This window comes from Paenibacillus gallinarum (assembly GCF_014836635.1).
Taxonomy (GTDB): Bacteria; Bacillota; Bacilli; order Paenibacillales; family Paenibacillaceae; genus Paenibacillus; species Paenibacillus gallinarum.
In genome coordinates, this window is the sequence record NZ_JACSQL010000003.1 from 190615 (window position 1) to 208723 (window position 18109).

16 protein-coding genes are annotated in these 18109 nt (G+C 39.6%); 9 read left to right on the top strand and 7 right to left on the bottom strand.

Going from position 1 to position 18109, the window contains the following annotated elements:
- Position 1: 1 nt before the first annotated feature.
- Both H9647_RS10130 and H9647_RS10135 read right to left on the bottom strand, forming a co-directional pair.
- Positions 2-715 (bottom strand): polyphosphate polymerase domain-containing protein, encoded by a 714-nt coding sequence (locus H9647_RS10130; RefSeq protein ID WP_191799832.1) that lies wholly within the window; start codon positions 713-715, stop codon positions 2-4.
- A 272-nt stretch (positions 716-987) separates the two neighbouring features.
- Positions 988-1401 (bottom strand): hypothetical protein, encoded by a 414-nt coding sequence (locus tag H9647_RS10135; protein ID WP_191799843.1) that lies wholly within the window; start codon positions 1399-1401, stop codon positions 988-990.
- Between the two features lie 286 nt (positions 1402-1687).
- On the opposite strand from H9647_RS10135, the gene H9647_RS10140 reads away from it, so the two are divergent.
- Both H9647_RS10140 and H9647_RS10145 read left to right on the top strand, forming a co-directional pair.
- The gene (locus tag H9647_RS10140) at positions 1688-2932 is read left to right on the top strand and encodes a purple acid phosphatase family protein (protein WP_191799653.1); all 1245 of its coding nucleotides are present in this window, start codon (positions 1688-1690) and stop codon (positions 2930-2932) included.
- Positions 2933-3231: 299 nt separating this feature from the next.
- Positions 3232-5613, top strand: coding sequence for a family 43 glycosylhydrolase (locus H9647_RS10145; RefSeq protein ID WP_225229206.1), 2382 nt, complete (start codon positions 3232-3234; stop codon positions 5611-5613).
- Between the two features lie 93 nt (positions 5614-5706).
- Here H9647_RS10145 and H9647_RS10150 read toward each other — a convergent pair whose 3' ends face one another.
- On the bottom strand, positions 5707-6489 hold the full coding sequence (locus H9647_RS10150; protein WP_191799654.1) for a DUF4184 family protein: 783 nt from the start codon (positions 6487-6489) through the stop codon (positions 5707-5709).
- 103 nt (positions 6490-6592) lie between these two features.
- Between H9647_RS10150 and H9647_RS10155 the strand changes: the two genes are divergently transcribed.
- From H9647_RS10155 to H9647_RS10170, 4 genes are all read left to right on the top strand, one after another.
- Positions 6593-7972, top strand: coding sequence for a DUF4179 domain-containing protein (locus H9647_RS10155; RefSeq protein ID WP_191799655.1), 1380 nt, complete (start codon positions 6593-6595; stop codon positions 7970-7972).
- A 139-nt stretch (positions 7973-8111) separates the two neighbouring features.
- Positions 8112-8693, top strand: a complete 582-nt coding sequence (locus H9647_RS10160) for a sigma-70 family RNA polymerase sigma factor (RefSeq protein WP_318245288.1) — start codon at positions 8112-8114, stop codon at positions 8691-8693.
- The gene (locus tag H9647_RS10165; RefSeq protein WP_191799656.1) at positions 8686-10056 is read left to right on the top strand and encodes a DUF4179 domain-containing protein; all 1371 of its coding nucleotides are present in this window, start codon (positions 8686-8688) and stop codon (positions 10054-10056) included. Before H9647_RS10160 ends, H9647_RS10165 begins: the two co-directional genes overlap by 8 nt.
- A gap of 126 nt (positions 10057-10182) precedes the next feature.
- A complete protein-coding gene (locus tag H9647_RS10170; protein WP_160031726.1) occupies positions 10183-10905 on the top strand; it encodes a YebC/PmpR family DNA-binding transcriptional regulator in 723 nt (240 codons plus the stop codon).
- A 325-nt stretch (positions 10906-11230) separates the two neighbouring features.
- On the opposite strand, the gene H9647_RS25745 is transcribed toward H9647_RS10170, so the two are convergent.
- On the bottom strand, positions 11231-12604 hold the full coding sequence (locus tag H9647_RS25745) for a restriction endonuclease (RefSeq protein WP_225229207.1): 1374 nt from the start codon (positions 12602-12604) through the stop codon (positions 11231-11233).
- A gap of 543 nt (positions 12605-13147) precedes the next feature.
- On the opposite strand from H9647_RS25745, the gene H9647_RS10180 reads away from it, so the two are divergent.
- From H9647_RS10180 to H9647_RS10190, 3 genes are all read left to right on the top strand, one after another.
- Positions 13148-13615 (top strand): hypothetical protein, encoded by a 468-nt coding sequence (locus H9647_RS10180; RefSeq protein WP_191799657.1) that lies wholly within the window; start codon positions 13148-13150, stop codon positions 13613-13615.
- A 162-nt stretch (positions 13616-13777) separates the two neighbouring features.
- Positions 13778-14542, top strand: a complete 765-nt coding sequence (locus H9647_RS10185; RefSeq protein ID WP_191799658.1) for an exodeoxyribonuclease III — start codon at positions 13778-13780, stop codon at positions 14540-14542.
- A gap of 178 nt (positions 14543-14720) precedes the next feature.
- Positions 14721-15350: an SGNH/GDSL hydrolase family protein gene (locus tag H9647_RS10190; RefSeq protein ID WP_191799659.1), complete on the top strand. Its 630-nt coding sequence runs from the start codon at positions 14721-14723 to the stop codon at positions 15348-15350.
- Positions 15351-15496: 146 nt separating this feature from the next.
- On the opposite strand, the gene H9647_RS10195 is transcribed toward H9647_RS10190, so the two are convergent.
- From H9647_RS10195 to H9647_RS10205, 3 genes are all read right to left on the bottom strand, one after another.
- On the bottom strand, positions 15497-16474 hold the full coding sequence (locus H9647_RS10195; RefSeq protein WP_191799660.1) for an electron transfer flavoprotein subunit alpha/FixB family protein: 978 nt from the start codon (positions 16472-16474) through the stop codon (positions 15497-15499).
- Positions 16475-16602: 128 nt separating this feature from the next.
- Complete coding sequence (locus tag H9647_RS10200; protein WP_191799661.1) at positions 16603-17370, bottom strand: electron transfer flavoprotein subunit beta/FixA family protein; 768 nt, start codon at positions 17368-17370, stop codon at positions 16603-16605.
- 72 nt (positions 17371-17442) lie between these two features.
- Positions 17443-18027, bottom strand: coding sequence for a TetR/AcrR family transcriptional regulator (locus H9647_RS10205; RefSeq protein ID WP_191799662.1), 585 nt, complete (start codon positions 18025-18027; stop codon positions 17443-17445).
- Between the last annotated feature and the right edge of the window lie 82 nt (positions 18028-18109).

The window sequence follows — 18109 nt, forward strand, 5'->3', positions numbered from 1 at the left end:
CTTAATAATCCTCCCAAGTGTTATACTTTAAAAATTTACGACATATCACATACTTTGAAGCTGATTGCCGGTTTAAACCTTCAAGCTGTAATGCAATCCGTATGTATTCCGGAATGTACTCATCAAATTTCACTTCCAGAATCATTAGGTTTTCATCGATTGCCCTTACAGGATGTAAATCTTTGTTGAACATATCAAGAGAGTGAAGACCGGTTCGAAGGTCCTTATCAAACGTAATCCTTACATTGCCATGGTGACAAACAAATGGTTCTCTTACATAATCAACAATGACTTTTGGACGTAACATCCGGTCCCGCATTTCATGATAAATTTCGTACATCAGCGGTTTTTCAGGAACATTCAGTACTTCGTAATCACCAGCGACTATGGATTCATACATTTCTCTTGTCAGGGATACTTTTTGTTTTGCGATGAGATCCCCTTTTTTTACTTTCTTCTCAAAATGAATGACCTTGTCTTCCACATTGTAGATTCGAATCCGGTATTTAGCCCGATCGCGAACACCACCAAGTTTTTCGTGAAGAGCACGGTTGTCCATATCATCAAAGTACAAACTTCGAATGTGATACTCTCCGGTATCTCCTACATTCTCATCGTACTTTACAATGTTTCTAAGTCTTTGCCGCAGAATCGTATACTGATGCTGATTGATAAGAAACTTAAGTTCATTGCGGTACTTTACAGGTTTACTCAGCTGCACATGAGCTGGGGTGAGCATAATTACACCTCTCTTTCTAGGGTAGATTCCACAAGTTACTCTGCTAACTGGAATCTGATTGTTTTCGGCTTGAGACCCATCTTACTTGGACTGTGTGAACTGTATTTGAACTGAACCTTAAAAATAGATGAATTTTACATTCTGATTACAAAAAGAATGAACAAAGTTAATGATTGTCAAATGAAGCACATAAAAAAAGACGGCCGACCACAAGGGTAGACAGTCTCACAAGTTTTTGATTATGAAGATTAAAGACGTTTCCGTTTATATAGATGTACAAATGCGGAAGCTAATAGAAGGAAGAGGATAGATACTACAGAAGATATGAAATCGGTCATTGATCCTTGCTGTGTATTTTGTTGATTAAAGGAAGGAAAACCTTCTCCTCCACCACCTGGTGGAAATCCCATGCCTCTTTCAGCACCTCCTCCAGGAAATCCTCCACCAAATCCTCGGTCTTGGCCGGGTACCTGGTTGCCTTGGGCACCATCTGGAGTGACAGACGGCATTGTCTGTTCAGGAGTGTTTGCATTCTCAGAAGTAGGAGCGGTAACAGCTGCTGCAGCAACGAATGAAGACGACGAGTTGCCGAATAGACAAAGGGCCAGAATCAGACAGATGGAGCAAAAGTATAGAAGGAGAATAGAATATTTGTTTTTCACAAAAGAGCACCACCTTATCTTTATACTTTAAAACTTTCGGCAGATCCCTTCTTCAAGGTGAATTGCCGCTTCAAACTAAACGAAATAAATGAAAGTATAATAAAAGTGTGTGAACTGAATTTGAACGGAACCTTAAAAACGGATGAATTTTACATCGTACCCATAAAACTACGTAATGAATTAGGAAAATGTTCGTTTGACTTCTAGTTTCATTCCGGTGTATCTTAGCAAACAGCTGCAGTTACCACATCAGACTTTAAGTTACGTTATGGAATGGAGGAAGGAGATGAACCGAAAGGATACAATGTGGATTATCATATTTGCTGTAGTCATTGTTGCGGCGGTGCTAGGTATGCAGTGGTACTCCAAAGGGGATTCAGATACTAATGCAAATCCGGTCGTAATAAGTACGATAAGCGAAGATTCTACGACTAGCCGTGCGTTTACTTGGCAAACGGATAATCCGAACTTGTCTGCAAAACTTCAGATTGTAAAAGGGAAGGACACCTCTTTTGAAGGGGATCAAATCTTGAATTTCGAAGGAACAACGACGTCACTTGTACTGGATAACGGGGCAACGGTCGGAGTTCATAAAGTAGAGGCAACCGGGCTAACACCGGGAACCGTATATCAATACCGAGTAGGAGACGGATCAGAGGAAGGATGGAGTGATGTACTTACTTTTGAAACCGCTCCAGAAGAGGAGGATTTCTCCTTTATTTATGCTACGGATTCGCAAGGTGAGACGCAAAGTGATTTTGAACTTTGGAAAAATACAATGGATAAAGCCTTTGAGACGTTTCCAAGTGCTTCGTTTGTCGTTCATGCGGGAGACTTTGTGGAAGATGCGGGTTCAGATGATGCGTGGAACTATTTTCTAGAAGAAAGTACTTCCTGGATTAGCCGTATCCCCATCGTGCCTGTCATCGGTAATAACGATGTGATGGATGATAAGTTTGAACGATTTGCTTCTTACTTCCATACGCCAGATAACGGTGCATCCAAATTAACGGGAACAGAAACCAACTACTCCTTTGATTATGGCAGTGCACATATCGCTGTACTCAATACCGAAGGGAGTATCAAGCAGCAGACAGAATGGCTGAAAGAAGATTTGGCAAGTACAGATAAAGAGTGGAAAATTGTAGCGATGCATCGTCCAGTATATGGTGGAAACACGTATAAGAAAATCCAGGACTGGGCGGAAATTTTTGATGAATATGAGGTAGATTTAGTTCTTCAAGGCCACAATCATGAGTATTCGAGATCTTATCCGCTTAAACAAGGAGAGATTACGGGAGATGGGTCTGATCTGGTTCGTAATCACGAAGGAACCGTATATGTGGTTGCCAATGCAAGCGGTCCTAAATTCAATGAGAAAAAAGAGGATCAATTCTACCACAAAATTCATTTCCAAAATAACAAACAAATGTTTGCTGGAATCACAATTCGAGATAATACGCTGACGTATCAGGCTTATGATGTGGATGGAAAACTGTTAGATGTGTTTAGTATTGAACATGAAGAGTAGCAACTTCTAATTAATAAAACGGCTGCTTTCGGAACGATTCTGCGTATTATTACTGCAGTTTGTTCCGAAACTGTCGTTTTTTTTAGTTTAAAAATAGATGAATACAAACGGACCATACATCTCTTGTTTTCTTGATGAAAAGAAGAATATATAATTTGTAAGGGTTTCCATTTTTATATTGAAAGAATACATCATCAATGCTATTATTTAACAAACAGCTAAATAGATTTACATAATTATTAAGCATATCAATTCTGTAAGCGTTTCATCTGCGAATACATGAAAAGGAGAGGGTAACGTTGTATCCATTATTCAAGCGAAGTAAGAAAGCAGCACTGCTCACGACAACCTTGACGGTTTTGTTTAGCGTCTTTGGTTCTACAGGAGCAATTTCTGTTAGTGAAGCGAAGGGGGCAAATGAGCAGACAAGTCCTGTTTTTCAAGAAGCTTCTGTTCATGATCCGTCCTTGATTAAAGTAGACAACACGTTTTATGTATTTGGTTCCCACCTTGCCGCTGCAAAATCTACAGATCTGATGAGTTGGAACTTGATTGATTCCGGTGTAAAAGACGGCAATAAGCTCATTCCGAATGTTACGGAAGAACTCAAAGAAGCTCTCGCCTGGGCACAGAGTGATACGCTGTGGGCAGCGGATGTCATTCAACTCGAAGATGGACGTTTTTATATGTACTACAATGCTTGTAAAGGAGACTCTCCGAGATCTGCGCTCGGCGTAGCTGTAGCAGACAATATCGAAGGTCCTTATAAGGACGAAGGTATTCTGCTGAAGTCAGGTATGTGGGATGAGATCTCAGAAGATGGCACGATTTATGATGCTACAAAGCATCCAAATGTAGTCGATCCTGATGTATTCTACGATAAGAATGGGAAGCTGTGGATGGTATACGGATCCTATTCAGGCGGAATTTTCATTCTTGAAATGGATCCAAAGACAGGCAAGATCTTGCCTGATCAAGGATATGGGGAGAAATTAATCGGCGGTAATCACAGCCGTATTGAAGGACCTTATATTTTGTATCATCCAGAGACCGATTATTATTACATGTACTTATCTTATGGCGGACTTGACTCTGTTGGCGGATATAATATGAGAGTTGTTCGTTCCAAGAACCCGGATGGTCCTTACCTTGATGCAGAAGGAAATGATATGACTCAGGTCAAAGCAGATCCATCTCTGCCGCTCTTTGATGATCGTTCCATTGAGCCTTTCGGCGTGAAACTAATGGGGAACTTTCAGTTCACGAGAGAAATTGGTGACCCTGGATCAGGTTCCGGTTTAGGTTATGTATCTCCGGGTCATAACTCTGCTTATTACGATGAAAAGACAGGGAAATCATTTTTAATCTTCCATAGTCGTTTCCCGAATCAAGGCGAGGGGCATGAAATCCGTGTACACGAGATGTATATGAATGCAGACGGCTGGCCTGTGGTAGCACCTTATCGTTATACGGATCAGGAATTTAAGAAGAATATCAATGCAAATGATGTTCAAGGCACCTACCAAATCATCAATCATGGTAAAGAGATTACGAATGCGATCAAAACTCCGTTAAAAGCGGTGTTTGACAAGAAAGGTAAGATTACGGGTGATGTAAAGGGTACCTGGAGTCTTGGGAAAAATGGGGAAGCGGTAGTGATTGTGGATGGTGCACAGTATAAAGGCGTCTTCTCCAGAGAGTGGGATTCATCCAAAGAACAGACGGTTATGACGTTTACTGCGCTTTCGAATCAAGGGGTTGCTCTATGGGGCAGTCGTACAGAAGAACGGAAAGACAAAGATGTGGTAGCTGCTGTGAAAAAAGATTTGTCGATCGGCGATACGACCGCCGTATACCAAAATCTTGTGTTACCCATTAAAGCTAGTGAAGACAGCACAATCAGCTGGACTTCGTCTAATAAAGAAGTTGTTTCTAATACAGGGGTAGTGAAAAGACCTGCAGCTGGTAAGGGTCAAGCTACGGTTCAACTTGTCGCAAAGATACAAAAAGGAAAAGTCGTAGGCACAAAAACGTTCAACGTGACCGTTCTGCCCGAACTTACAGGGCCCGTCATTGCGAATTATAATTTTGACGATGTACAAGGAACGAAAGTAAGTGATCAATCTGTAAATGGACTAAACGGAGTGCTTCAAGGAGGCGCAACGCAACTAACATCAGGTAAAAAAGGAGCTGCCCTTCAGTTTAACGGGAAAGATGGTTATGTGCAGGTACCAGGACTCGTTACCGATGCTCAAGATTTCACATTTGCTGCATGGGTGAATTGGAATGGTGGAGGAGACTGGCAGCGTATCTTTGATTTTGGAAATGGACTTGGAAAGCATATGTTCCTGACTCCTTCTCAGCATACAGGGGCACTACAGTTCACGATTCATAACGGAGTTGATCAAAGTTTGCTCTCGCAAGCGAAACTTCCTCAGAACGAATGGACGCATGTAGCCGTAACGTTTGAGGGAAATACCGGTACCATGTACGTGAATGGACAGCCAGTTGCTACGAATAAAGAAATGACGTATAACCCGAAAGACTTGCTTGCTAACGAAGCTTACCTGGGTAAAAGCAGATTTGCAGCTGATCCCTACTTCAATGGAAGTTTAGATGAGGTCAGCATTTATAATCAAGCATTGAGCAAGGAAGAAATTCAGGATCTAATATCTAAATAATTTACAAGAGCATAATAGAAAGCCGTAAGATTCATGGACTGGTTCTCTCAGATCCATCTGTCTTACGGCTTTTTTCTTTATTTTTCATGTGAATTATTGTCTACTTCGAAATGAGAAAGGCTGCCAGAAAAGATAAGCAAGTGATATGAACAGGAAGCCGAGAATGACGGAGTCAATCACTCGCACGACAAGGACTCCATATTCAGATAAGGATAACGGATCCATCACCATCCATAACACGAATATTACAATCATCAGAACCCCGAGAGATAACCAGTACCTCCATTTCCCTGAATTGAAATCCAATGAATAGCCAGAGATCGTTACTTCGTTTCGATGCATCCATAAACGGCTCAGAGAGAAGAGAAATATAATGGTTAAACCAAACAAAGTACTGCCATGCTGCAATATTTTATAAACGGGAAGGTCATACGTGGAAATGGATAAGGTTTCTTGTAAGAGACTCCACCTTAAGACCATAAATCCTCCTTGGTGTGTAAACGAGTCCCAGATCACATGGGTTGCCATGCCGAGCCAAGCGGAATATACAAAAACAAGGACCCGAATCACCCTTGGCTTCCGTAGATGTTCTGACTTCGAAGGTGAAGTGAGGATACCCTGCACATCGGAAGGGAGATTGCTGAATAAAGGAGGATATACAATATACCGATATACTAGATAAGTTAGGATAACGAGGAAAAGGTTCAGCGTCATGAATCCATTTATCGTATGGCCGATTTCGCCGGAAGGTCTACCTCGCAGGAAATACTCGAAGTCGGGTGCCATACTCCCAAGAACAAGTGCGGGAAAATGAAGATAAGTTTTGTTTCGAACGAAAGGAAGTACAGCGGCTGGATGAGCAAAGGTGAGTGGCATGGATGTTCCTCTTTCTTTTTTCTATTTAGCTAACTTTATGGCTTTTTAGACGTTAACTATGTGTATGGTTTAGCAATAACTAAAGAAATGGCGGGAAGCACATATGAAAGACGAAGTGGAAGAACAAAATGTAGCACAAATGATGAAAAAAGTATCGAATGACTCTTCTAAAAGTCAACTTCCGGAATTAGATACCGAGAAATTACCTCGGAACAGCAAGAAACCTCGAAATAGATGGTCAAAACGATTGTTTTATATCACTGGGTTCACCCTTGTCTTTCTTTTGGTCATTCTCGTACTGGAGAGGAATGGAGTATCAGAAGAGGATAGAATCTTAATGGAAAAGTTATCAGGGAAATTAAGCTATTTGGAACTGATACGAGCTGATCAAACGCTCTATAACGCGGTGAAACATGATTTATTGCAAGATCTACATATCACAGATACAGACGGAGATTATTCAATAACGGTAGATGGCCTCATAGCTGATGAGAAAAAAGCTGTTATTTTGTACACGTTTACGGAACCTAATATTGAAAGCGGGAATAGTTTATTTACTCAAGTAGAAATCACAGCTGGGAATCAAGTTCCATTAAGTAGTTACGGATATATCCCAGCAAGAAGCGATGATAAGAAGAATAAAGATAAGATCCTGACAGATGCTCGTATATATAATGTTGAAGCAGGTTTAGAAGGGAATATCCCGGAGACGTTGATCTTAACCATTAAGATAGATGATAAACAGTTTAATTTCACAATTCCAAACGATCAAAAGCATTATGCGAACATGAAAAAAACGCACCGAATAGATCAAAACTTTTCTATTGGTGGTCAACAATTGACTGTACATGAAGCGATTATTACTCCGCTTGCTTCCTATGTAACATTAGTAGCTGATTCGATGAATACAAGACAAATTAACGATTTGATTTCCTTATCGCTGATGAATGAGAAGGAGAAAAGATATACCGACCGAGGGGGATACGGTGATTTGAATCTAACAGGGGGTTATACCACTCAATTTCATAGTACCTATTTCGAAGATTCACCTGTATATCTGATATCAGAGGGGGGTTATATCTCGGATAGGAATAAGAAATTAGTGATAAATACAGATACGAAAGAGACCTTACTAGCTCCAAGCGATCAGATATCCCTCTCTGAAGTCATTGTGAAGGAAGATCAAATACAAATTAGTATCCTTGCAAAAGATATAGATAATCCAGTTCCGAAACATTCTAGAATGTTTAGCTTACTAGATAGAAACGCTGTTTTTACAGATGCACAGGATACCGAATATAAAATACTGAGCGACAATGAGACTGAATACAGTCATCTAGGGGAAAGCAAGTCAGAACAAATGTCCCATTATTCGATCCCGAAAGAAGATTACGAGCAGCCGCTGACTTTTGAAGTCCATGAGTATCCTGGTTTTGTGAAAGAAAAAGTGAAGGTTTTGCTCGATCTAACAAATTCAAAATAACTAATATTTTTGTAGGAGAGTCACAGTTTGTTCTTGTGGCTCTTTTTATTTTTGGCGTGAACAAAAACCAAATGGACTGTACGTCAGTCTAATTAACAAATAGAGGAAATTATAACGGATGGAAAGGAGGAGGGAATGAGTGGATTTAATTGAACTGGCTGTGAAAGCAAAACAAGGAGATGAAGAAGCATTCTTAGAGCGAATGAGTGTAGACAAGCATAAATTATACGGCATTGCCTATTCCTATATGCTCAATCAGCAGGATGCGCTAGACGTGGTCCAAGAAACGGTGAGCAAAGTATGGGCAAAACGGAAATCACTGAAGCAACCCGAATATTTTACAACATGGGTCATTCGAATTTTACTACGCGTATGTATGGATGAACAGAAGAAGAAACGTAGAGAGGTGCCTACGGCTGCGGATCATCTGGGATATGATGCAGTACTTGCTCCGCAAAGTGTAGATTCCGATCACAAATTAGATATGGAAAAACGGATTAGAAAACTGCAACCGAAATATCGGATGGTCATCGTACTGAAATATTACCGTGATCTTACCATTCCAGATATCGCTGAACTTATGGACAAGCCGGAAGGGACGATCCGAACCTGGCTTCATAAGGGACTGAAGCAAATGAGAACAGAAATGTTGGAAGAAGAGGATCAGGAAGTGAAAGAGAGCCCATGGACTGAGGACAGGAAGGTGAGAAAATATGTCTGAAAAACAAGATAAGAAATGGGAGAATTCTTTTGAGCTAAACAAACAATTTCATGATCAGCGGATGACGATGGTATCTGACTTCGAACTTGATCATGCAATCCGTAAGGGATTGTCACAAGGAAAGAAAACGGATGGGGATGTGAGAAAAAGGAGATCTATTTTTGTAGCAGCCGCAGCTATGATGAGTGTTTTTATGATATTCGTTGCGAGTATCCGAGTTTCACCCGCCTTTGCTTCCACAGTTCGGGACATGCCGGGTTTGAATAAATTCGTAGATCTCATTCGGTATGACAGCTTATTTGCAAAAGCATGGGAACATGATTTTCTACAAGAAGTGGGAATCTCAGATAGATCGGAAGATACCGTGTTTACGGTGGGAAGTATACTTGCGGATGAAGACCGGATTCTCATTCTCTATTCTCTGAAGGGTCCAGAAGTGAGGGAAGGGAAAGCGAATGATTATATGGCTTTTGAATTGACGAATGGAAAAGGAGAAAAGATCAGCGAGCAACGACTAAGCGTTCTTCCTAAAGAGATTGAGGAAGCAGTTGATACTTATGAAAAACTTGATTTTCGATTGTTAGACGGTCAAACGATGCCGGAACGGTTAATTCTGAAAGTGAATATGATTGGTCATCATTATGAAATTCCATTTACCGTGGATAAAGAACGTTTTGCGGGTATGAGAGAGGTCATTCCAGTCGATAAGCAGATGGAAGTAGATGGTCAGAAAGTGAACATTGATCAAGTAACGATTACGCCTCTTCAAGCAAAAGTACATGTCACAGCAGACCCCAATAATACAATGCAGATCAATGATCTAGTTGATTTAAGATTAAATGATAATACCGATTACAAAAGAAGAATGGAGACCGTACAGGGTGACTTAGCAACAGGAGAGCGAACTTATTACTTTGAAAGTCCTTATTTTAGTCAAACGGACTCGTTGACTTTAGAAGCAAAAGGATTCTTTTTGAATAAACGAGATCAAGTATTTACATTTAATATAGAGACGGTAGAGACCATACACACACCTAACCCACACATTGTCTTAGATAAGGTAGAGGAAACAGGAGACGGAATTCAAGTAAGCATCAGTACAGAAGGAATTTATGACCAGACGGAATATCCATATTTCAATCCTTATGTACAATTTTTCAATGAAGATAACACATTCACAGATGCTGCGGGTAAAGAATATCCAATGAACGACGCTAAATTGTTAATGTGGACGGGACTCGGCACGGAGAGCCACGAAATGACGTTCTCTATACCCAAAAGGGAATATAAACAGCCTTTGTCTTTTAAGGTGAAGGAATACCCAGGATTTGCCAAAGCAGATATCAATATTAAAATAAAATAGAATTTGTCCTTATGTCGTTCATGTATCGCTTACAAGAAATGTGACGTGTAAACTTTTCAACTCATTCCATAAAAGCTATAATAGAAAGGATTGAGCCTGATTCTAAGTGAAAGAGAGCGATATATTATGGGTCGTAAATGGAATAACATCAAAGAGAAAAAGGCAAATAAGGACGCTAGTACTAGCCGAATCTATGCCAAATTTGGACGTGAAATATATGTAGTTGCTCGCCAAGGTGAACCTGATCCTGAGTCGAACCGTGCACTGAAAGTAGTACTTGAGCGTGCCAAAACTTATAACGTACCAAAAGCAATCATCGACCGCGCACTGGAAAAAGCAAAAGGCGGTTCCGAAGAAAACTTTGACGAACTTCGTTATGAAGGTTTTGGACCTAACGGTTCCATGGTTATTGTGGATGCCCTCACGAACAACGTGAATCGTACTGCTTCTGAAGTACGTTCCACTTTCAGTAAAAACGGAGGAAACCTTGGTGTAAGTGGTTCCGTAAACTACATGTTTGATTCAACAGCCGTTATCGGTGTGGAAGGAAAAACAGCGGATGACGTGCTTGAACTGCTGATGGAAGCAGATCTTGATGTGCGTGACATTATCGAAGAAGATGATTCTGTTATCGTGTATGCTGAACCAGATCAATTCCACGCCGTACAAGATGCTTTCAAAAATGCAGGCATTTCCGAATTTACGGTAGCCGAGCTTACAATGCTTCCACAAACCTTCGTATCTCTAGAAGGCGATGCACTTGCTCAGTTCGAGAAACTGATCGATGTGCTTGAAGATCTGGAAGATGTGCAGCAGGTGTACCACAACGTGGAGTTCGACGAAGAATAGGAAAACTTCCTTTAACCTCGACGTTTTAAAGTCTTCACGTTTTGTCTGCCATGGATATCAATTCGTGATTCACCGTAGTTATCAGTCAGCGATGGTATGTATTAGGTCGCTCTGTTGATATTTACGGTGATGTACGTTTTTGAGAATGGGATCTGATTTAAACTCACTTTTTGTATGGGATGTAACTATACAAGGAGTGAGTTTTTTTAGTGAAAGATACAAATGGTATACAATGACACTTAGTTCATTAGGAAAGCAGTGTCATTTGCATCAAGTAAACTGTTGCTTTACGTATCATAAATTTGAATATTTTAGATAGGAACTACTAGTAGAATTCTTTAATTTTCTCCTTCAACATGTTTCTATCCCACAAAATTATTCTATTTGACAATGCCAATTCTCTTGCGGAATTAGTGAAATGACTATTTGTAACAACAATTCCTTTATCCAATTTGTAGTGAACTATTCCAGCTGAAACTTCTTGTATTGCCTTATTGGTAACCAAATTAGAATAACATTTTGCTTGGATACCAATTTTCCTTCCCTGACGGGCTGCAATAACATCAATTCCTTGATCCCCTGAAGCTTTAGTTAATTGAGTAGTGTACCCCATTTTTTTAAATAGGTCTGATACAAATTGTTCGAATTCGTAGCCTGTCATAAGATCAATATCATCTATAGAATAAGTAGTAATAGATGATATTAGATTGTTTTTTAGTAATGCTCTTTCAAAACTGTCATTTTTCTTATTTTCTATAGATTTTAAAACTAGGTTAACAACAACTTCATATTCTTTTATAAAATTTTGACTATATGTAATACCTTTATGAATTAAAAAATGAGTTAATACTCCTGTATTAAAATTTACATTGATAGAATCATTTTCAACATAAAAGGAGAGGTATTCTTCCAACGATAATTCAGTACCATTATTATTAAATCTATCTTCAAACTCCATTAATAGTAAATCATGATAGTATTCGTTTAGAAACTGTCTTAGGATCTTCCAAGTTACAAAAATTGCAATATCTTCATTGAGCATCATATATTTTTTTATGATAAGTTTGACTAATCTCATAAATTTTTCATTAAACTCATTCTCAATCAAAGTTATACTCAGATAATCTTCCATTCCTTCATAAATACTATTGTAAGTAAGATAATGATTTAAATATGGGTCACTACAGAGCAATGACAATTCTCCAATATTAGTATGTTTAATAATCAATCTTTCAAATACAACGAAACTTGTTATATTCAAAAAATTTATATCCAATATATTGATAAAATTGTTAAGTATCAATTTCATTTCACTGTCAGTAAGAAGAGTTGAAGCTTCAGATTCTATTATTTTTTTATTCAATATTTTCGTTAATTCTAGAGCTTTAGATTTTCCTAGTTCTTTTTCTTTTAAGACCCTAGCTTCTTCAAGCTTTTTTTCTTTCGAAGCCTTAGCTTCTTCAAGCTCTTTCTCTTTTAAAGCTAGCTCTTTTTTGTTACTTTCCATAGCTGCTCTTATTTTTGGATCATCTATAATACGGTTTGACTTTTCTCCGCATTTAGGACATATCATTTTTTCTGCAATAGTATAATAGATTCCCCTTTTTCTACAGATATTCTGATTAAAGATAATTTCAGTATGGCAAAATTGACAACTGACAAAAATATTACTATCACTTTCTCCAATCTTATAAAACATTTAGACTCTCCTCAATTTGTGACTTTATAAACTGTTGGCTTAGTTAGATAGTGTAGGTAGTACACAGCTTTCTTTAGTAGATAACTAAACCATTAAAATATACATAATAATGTACGAACATACCTATATATCACTTCTGCACCGCATCCCGTGTTATATCCACGTTAACAAAAATAATTATATGTTAAAGAACTACACATTTACTATATTTTAACGTAATGAAGTTCGAATATTAAACTTTTATATTTTTTATAAAGGTGGATCGTCTACACTAAGAACATAAATTAGTGATTCACCGTATTAATCAATCTGCGATGGTATGTATTGGGTCGCTCTGTTGAAATATATGGATGTACGTTTTTGAGAATGGGATCTGATTTAAACTCACTTTTTGTATGGGGTGTAACTATACAAGGAGTGAGTTTTTTGTTGTTAGAGGATATTCACAAGGGATTTCTTTTTGATCGAATAAGGAGAAGGATAACAGAGTACTGCAACCTTTATTAAGGCTTTTCTCGTCTGTATTAGCGAGAGGTGAAAAAGATGAAAAAGGTTCTTATAAGTTTGATCTTAACTATGGTTCTGGTTTTCTTAGCAGCATGCTCACCCCAAGAGGTTGAGGGCGGCAAAGGGTTAACAGTGAACCCCATTAACAAGGTAGAGGGTTCCGAAGAGAATGAATATAAAACAAAAGATCATCTTAGTGAGAAGAAGATTGAAACTCAAAAGGAAACTTTTATAGAAAGCTTCTTGGATGAAAACCAAGAATATGAAAAAGAAAATATCGAGACCATACGGGCAGTGGTGCTAGATATTGTTCCTAGTAAGAATGAAAACCAATTATCTGTAAAGATAAAAGACTACGATACACAAGAGATCCTTATACTTAAGGATGAAAAAGAGAAATTAGCAGAAATAAAAAAAGGTCAAGATATCGTTGCTATAACAACGAAGCTATGGAAACAATCTGCACCACCGCAGAATAGCCCATTAAAGTTAATTGTCTTATAAGAGATAAATGACTAAAAGGAAATAAACATATATAAGCTTCTTGTTTGTTAAGAAACCTCCTTTTAGCGGGGGCTGACTGTAGGTATGCTAGCCTTGCTAGTTTGCCTACGGTCTTTTTATTTACTAGAATGTAAAGAAAGTATAGACATCAAGGAGAGAGACATGAAACTGGTATCTTGGAACGTAAATGGGCTTAGAGCTTGTGTGAAAAAAGGGTTTATGGATTATTTTCATCTAATGGATGCAGATATTTTCTGTCTTCAAGAAACAAAACTGCAAGAAGGACAGATTGAGCTGGAGCTGGGGGAAGGGTATCAGGATTACTGGAGTTATGCCGAGAAAAAAGGATATTCGGGCACTGCGGTATTTATTCGTATTAAACCATTGTCCGTCCAGTATGGAATGAGTGAAGAAGACCCAGACGTGGAAGGCCGAATGATCACTTTAGAATTTGAGTCTTTCTATCTGGTGAACGTGTATACACCGAATGCTCGGAGAGATCTATCGAGACTAGCTCTGCGGCTGGAGTGGGAAGAACAATTTCGAGAGTATATTACGGGCCTGGATCAGAAAAAACCTGTGATAATCTGTGGTGACCTTAATGTCGCACACCAAGAAATAGATATCAAGAATGCGAAGAGTAATCGGGGCAATTCCGGATTTACAGATGAGGAACGGGAGAAGATGACAAGACTGCTTGCAGCCGGATTTGTAGATACATTCCGTTATTTTTATCCTGATCAGACCGATGTATATAGCTGGTGGTCTTATATGGCGAAGGTTCGAGAGCGGAATATCGGCTGGCGTATTGATTATTTTCTAGCATCGGAGAGAATTGCTCCCCAATTAATAGACGCATCAATCGATAGTCAAGTTCTCGGTAGTGATCATTGTCCAATCGTGCTTGAAATTGATATAACTAAATAAAATGGAAAACTGTAATTTTGTTTGGTTTTGTTAGGTTAGGTATGTCATGCTTTTTATCATAATAACTATTTTTGTTATGAAATTTTACGAAAGCCTATTTCCAATTTGAACTGATAGCGTTATCATAAGGAATGGAAATGAACGTATATATCAGGTAATTGGAGAGGGGAAGTAAACCGTGAGCCATCCGTTTCAACAGGGAGAGACTGTTCTTTTTATAGGAGACAGTATTACTGATTGTGGTCGAGATTATAGTAACAATTGGAGCCTTGGCAGTGGATATGCGCTGCTGACAGCAGCTGAAGTTGGGAAACAATATCCTGAGCTAAATATGAGGTTTTTAAATCGGGGTATTAACGGCAACCGAATTACGGATCTGCAGCAACGATGGGAAGAGGACTGTATCGCTCATCAGCCTGATTGGGTGTCGATCTATATCGGTATTAATGACACTTGGCGTTATTATGATCAAGGTGAATTTACTTCACCCGAAGATTTCTATCGTACATATCGTGATTTGATTGTTCAAACCAAGGAAAAAACAAATGCAAAACTGGTCCTCATCGAACCATTTGTTCTTCCTGTTCCGGCAGGGCAGAGAGAATGGAGAGCAGACCTTGATCCAAAAATCCATGCGATTCGCCAGTTAGCTCGTGAATTTAAAACATATTATATTCCTCTAGATGGTTTATTTGCTTCAAAAAGCACGCAACTCGATCCGGCTTTCTGGGCCGAAGATGGAGTACACCCAACAGCGGCAGGCCATGCACTGATTAGTAAAGCATGGCTCGATGCAGTTCAATCCTAATATAGGGAAGACACAAAACTTTTATCAAAAAAAGAAAATATCAATAAAAGAAAAACTACCTCTGCAAGCATCCATTATGGATGAGAGCTAAAGGTAGTTTTTTTATTTTACAATCAAATCAATTTCATAATACCAACATCAACCCATTATACAAGCACTTTACGGAATTCTTCGGTGAGAAGCGGTACCACTTCAAATAAATCGCCAACAATACCATAGTCTGCAACTTTAAAAATCGGTGCTTCTGGATCTTTATTAATGGCAATAATGACCTTGGATTGACTCATGCCCGCCAAATGCTGGATGGCTCCGCTTATGCCGCAGGCGATATAGATTTCAGGAGTAACGACTTTACCGGTCTGACCGATTTGAAGAGAGTAATCACAATATCCTGCATCACAAGCTCCACGGGAAGCACCGACAGCACCCCCTAGCAAATCCGCAAGTTCTTCGAGTGGTTTGAATCCTTCTTCACTCTTGACACCGCGGCCTCCAGAGATCACCACTTTGGCTTCCGTCAGATCTATTTTTCCTGTAGCTTTGCTCACGACATCTTTAATCACGGTACGTAGGGAAGGGGCGGGATAAGCGATATCTATTACACTTGATGGAGCAGCAGTCTCACTTAATTCCGCAGGTTTAATATTGTTAGGACGAATGGTAACGACAGCAGGAGTGGATTCGAATACACGTTTCTCAAATGCTTTGCCTGCATAAAGAGGACGAGTGAAAATTGCTTCCCCATCTTCATTATCTATTTCGGTTACGTCAGAAATTTGACCTGCTCGTAAATAGGCTGCTACTTGCGGGGCAAGATCCCGTCCAATGGCGGTATGACCCAAAAGTACGATATCTGGTTTAGTCTGATCCAATGCAACCTTAATTGCAGCAAAGTAAGCATCGGGATTATAGTGCGTAAGGTCTGCATGTTCCATGGCGACAACCTGATCTGCTCCGTAAGGAAGGATCGCAGATACCGCTTCTGTAATCTGGGATCCAGCAACAAAAGCGCAGATGGTATCCCCTTCCTTCGCAATGATCTGAGCTGCACCTAACGTCTCCTTAGCAACTTGACGTAACTTACCTTCACGGCTTTCAGCGTAAATGAATATCGTTTTGCTCATTAGCTTAACCTCCCGGGCAATATAGAATAAATCAAGCAGGGGATCATGGTTCTCAAAAAAATTGCATGTAGGACATTCTACTTGCCATACAGTTATAGAAACATCACAATTGAAAACGCATTCAAAAGTTAGATCACTTTAGACTTCGTTCGCAGTAAGGAAACAAGTTCAGATACCGCTTCGGCAGGTTCACCTTTTAGAATTTGCCCAGCACTTCGTTCTGGGGGGAGCGTGAGTTCGGTTTGTTTTGTCGCTGGCTTCACATCATCTTCCGTAAGGTCCAGATCTTCAAGTGTATAGGTTTTGAATGGTTTTTTCTTCGCCTTCATAATGCCGGGCAGGGAAGGATATCGGGGTTCATTTAGTCCTTGTTGAGCGGTGAATAGGGCTGGTAAAGGGAGGGTAAGTATTTCAAGATCTCCTTCTGCATCACGGTGAACTTCCGCGGTCGTACCGTTTATCGTAAGTTTAGTAATGGAAGCGGTATGGGGGATATTAAGCAACTTCGCAAGCCGAATCGCCACTTGGCCTGATCCGCGATCGACCGAGAAATTACCGCCAAGAATGAGGTCCGGATTTTCTTTGGATAGATAGGTATATAGAACTTTGGAGACAGCACACTCATCATCCGGAATTCGATCATCCGAGATGAGGACTGCTTCATCGGCACCCATTGCAAGGGCAGTGCGTAGCGCTTCTGCGGTTCGACTGGGACCGAGGGATACGAGGGTTACGCTGCCACCAAACTCATCACGAAGCTTGACGGCTTCCTCCACTGCATATTCATCATAAGGGTTAATGACAAACTTGACTCCATCTTCCACAATCGTACCTTGCTTCACTACGATTTTTTCCTCTGTATCAAATGTTTGTTTCATGAGCACTACAATTTTCATCGTTTACGCTCTCCCTTCAAAATGAATGCTTGTGAGTTTTTTATATGTGAATAGTAGAGATGTAGAACCTCTCTACTTGGAAACGCCGTGAATAAAAAACTGAAGTGTTTCATCCACTTGATCACGTAAGGAGTACTTTTGACCGGAAAGAAGCCAAGAAGTAACGACTTCGTCCATGGAACCGAAAATTAAATTTCGCACAAGTTTTACATTGAGGTTCGCCCGAAACTGTCCATTGTCGATCCCTTGTTGAACAATATTCTCGATAAGCTCGATGTATGGCTTCAGCGTAATTCCTATTTCTTTTCGCAGTTCCAGTTCACTTTGCCGCATTTCAATCTGAGTCACATAAGCAAGCTCTGGATTATTCTCAAGTTCCGTGTAATGAATGGTGCATATCATTCGCAGCGCTTCACATGCATCATTCGTTTCAGCTACGCTTTCATGAAACTTATTTACCAGTTCTCCAAGCTTCTCTTGGAACAGATGAATGAGTATGTCCTCCTTTCTTTTGAAATACAAATAAATCGTTCCATCCGCTACGCCGGCTGCCTTGGCAATCTTGGAAACTTGCGAACGGTGATAGCCGTTTTCAGCAAATACCTTGAGGGCGCCCTGAAGAATTAAATGATATTTTTCTGTTTTTTTACTTGTCATATCGTCACCCCGATGTTAGACTACAATTAAATTTATGAATGAATACTCATTCAGTTTCTTTTGATCATCATAGAATACGTTC

Coding starts and splice junctions, on each gene's coding strand:
- H9647_RS10170 (WP_160031726.1), top strand. CDS start 10,183: ATGGGTCGTAAATGGAATAACATCAAAGAGAAAAAGGCAAATAAGGAC.
- H9647_RS10150 (WP_191799654.1), bottom strand. CDS start 6,489: ATGCCACTCACCTTTGCTCATCCAGCCGCTGTACTTCCTTTCGTTCGA.
- H9647_RS10155 (WP_191799655.1), top strand. CDS start 6,593: ATGAAAGACGAAGTGGAAGAACAAAATGTAGCACAAATGATGAAAAAA.
- H9647_RS10180 (WP_191799657.1), top strand. CDS start 13,148: ATGAAAAAGGTTCTTATAAGTTTGATCTTAACTATGGTTCTGGTTTTC.
- H9647_RS10200 (WP_191799661.1), bottom strand. CDS start 17,370: ATGAAAATTGTAGTGCTCATGAAACAAACATTTGATACAGAGGAAAAA.
- H9647_RS10165 (WP_191799656.1), top strand. CDS start 8,686: ATGTCTGAAAAACAAGATAAGAAATGGGAGAATTCTTTTGAGCTAAAC.
- H9647_RS10205 (WP_191799662.1), bottom strand. CDS start 18,027: ATGACAAGTAAAAAAACAGAAAAATATCATTTAATTCTTCAGGGCGCC.
- H9647_RS25745 (WP_225229207.1), bottom strand. CDS start 12,604: ATGTTTTATAAGATTGGAGAAAGTGATAGTAATATTTTTGTCAGTTGT.
- H9647_RS10195 (WP_191799660.1), bottom strand. CDS start 16,474: ATGAGCAAAACGATATTCATTTACGCTGAAAGCCGTGAAGGTAAGTTA.
- H9647_RS10185 (WP_191799658.1), top strand. CDS start 13,778: ATGAAACTGGTATCTTGGAACGTAAATGGGCTTAGAGCTTGTGTGAAA.
- H9647_RS10140 (WP_191799653.1), top strand. CDS start 1,688: ATGAACCGAAAGGATACAATGTGGATTATCATATTTGCTGTAGTCATT.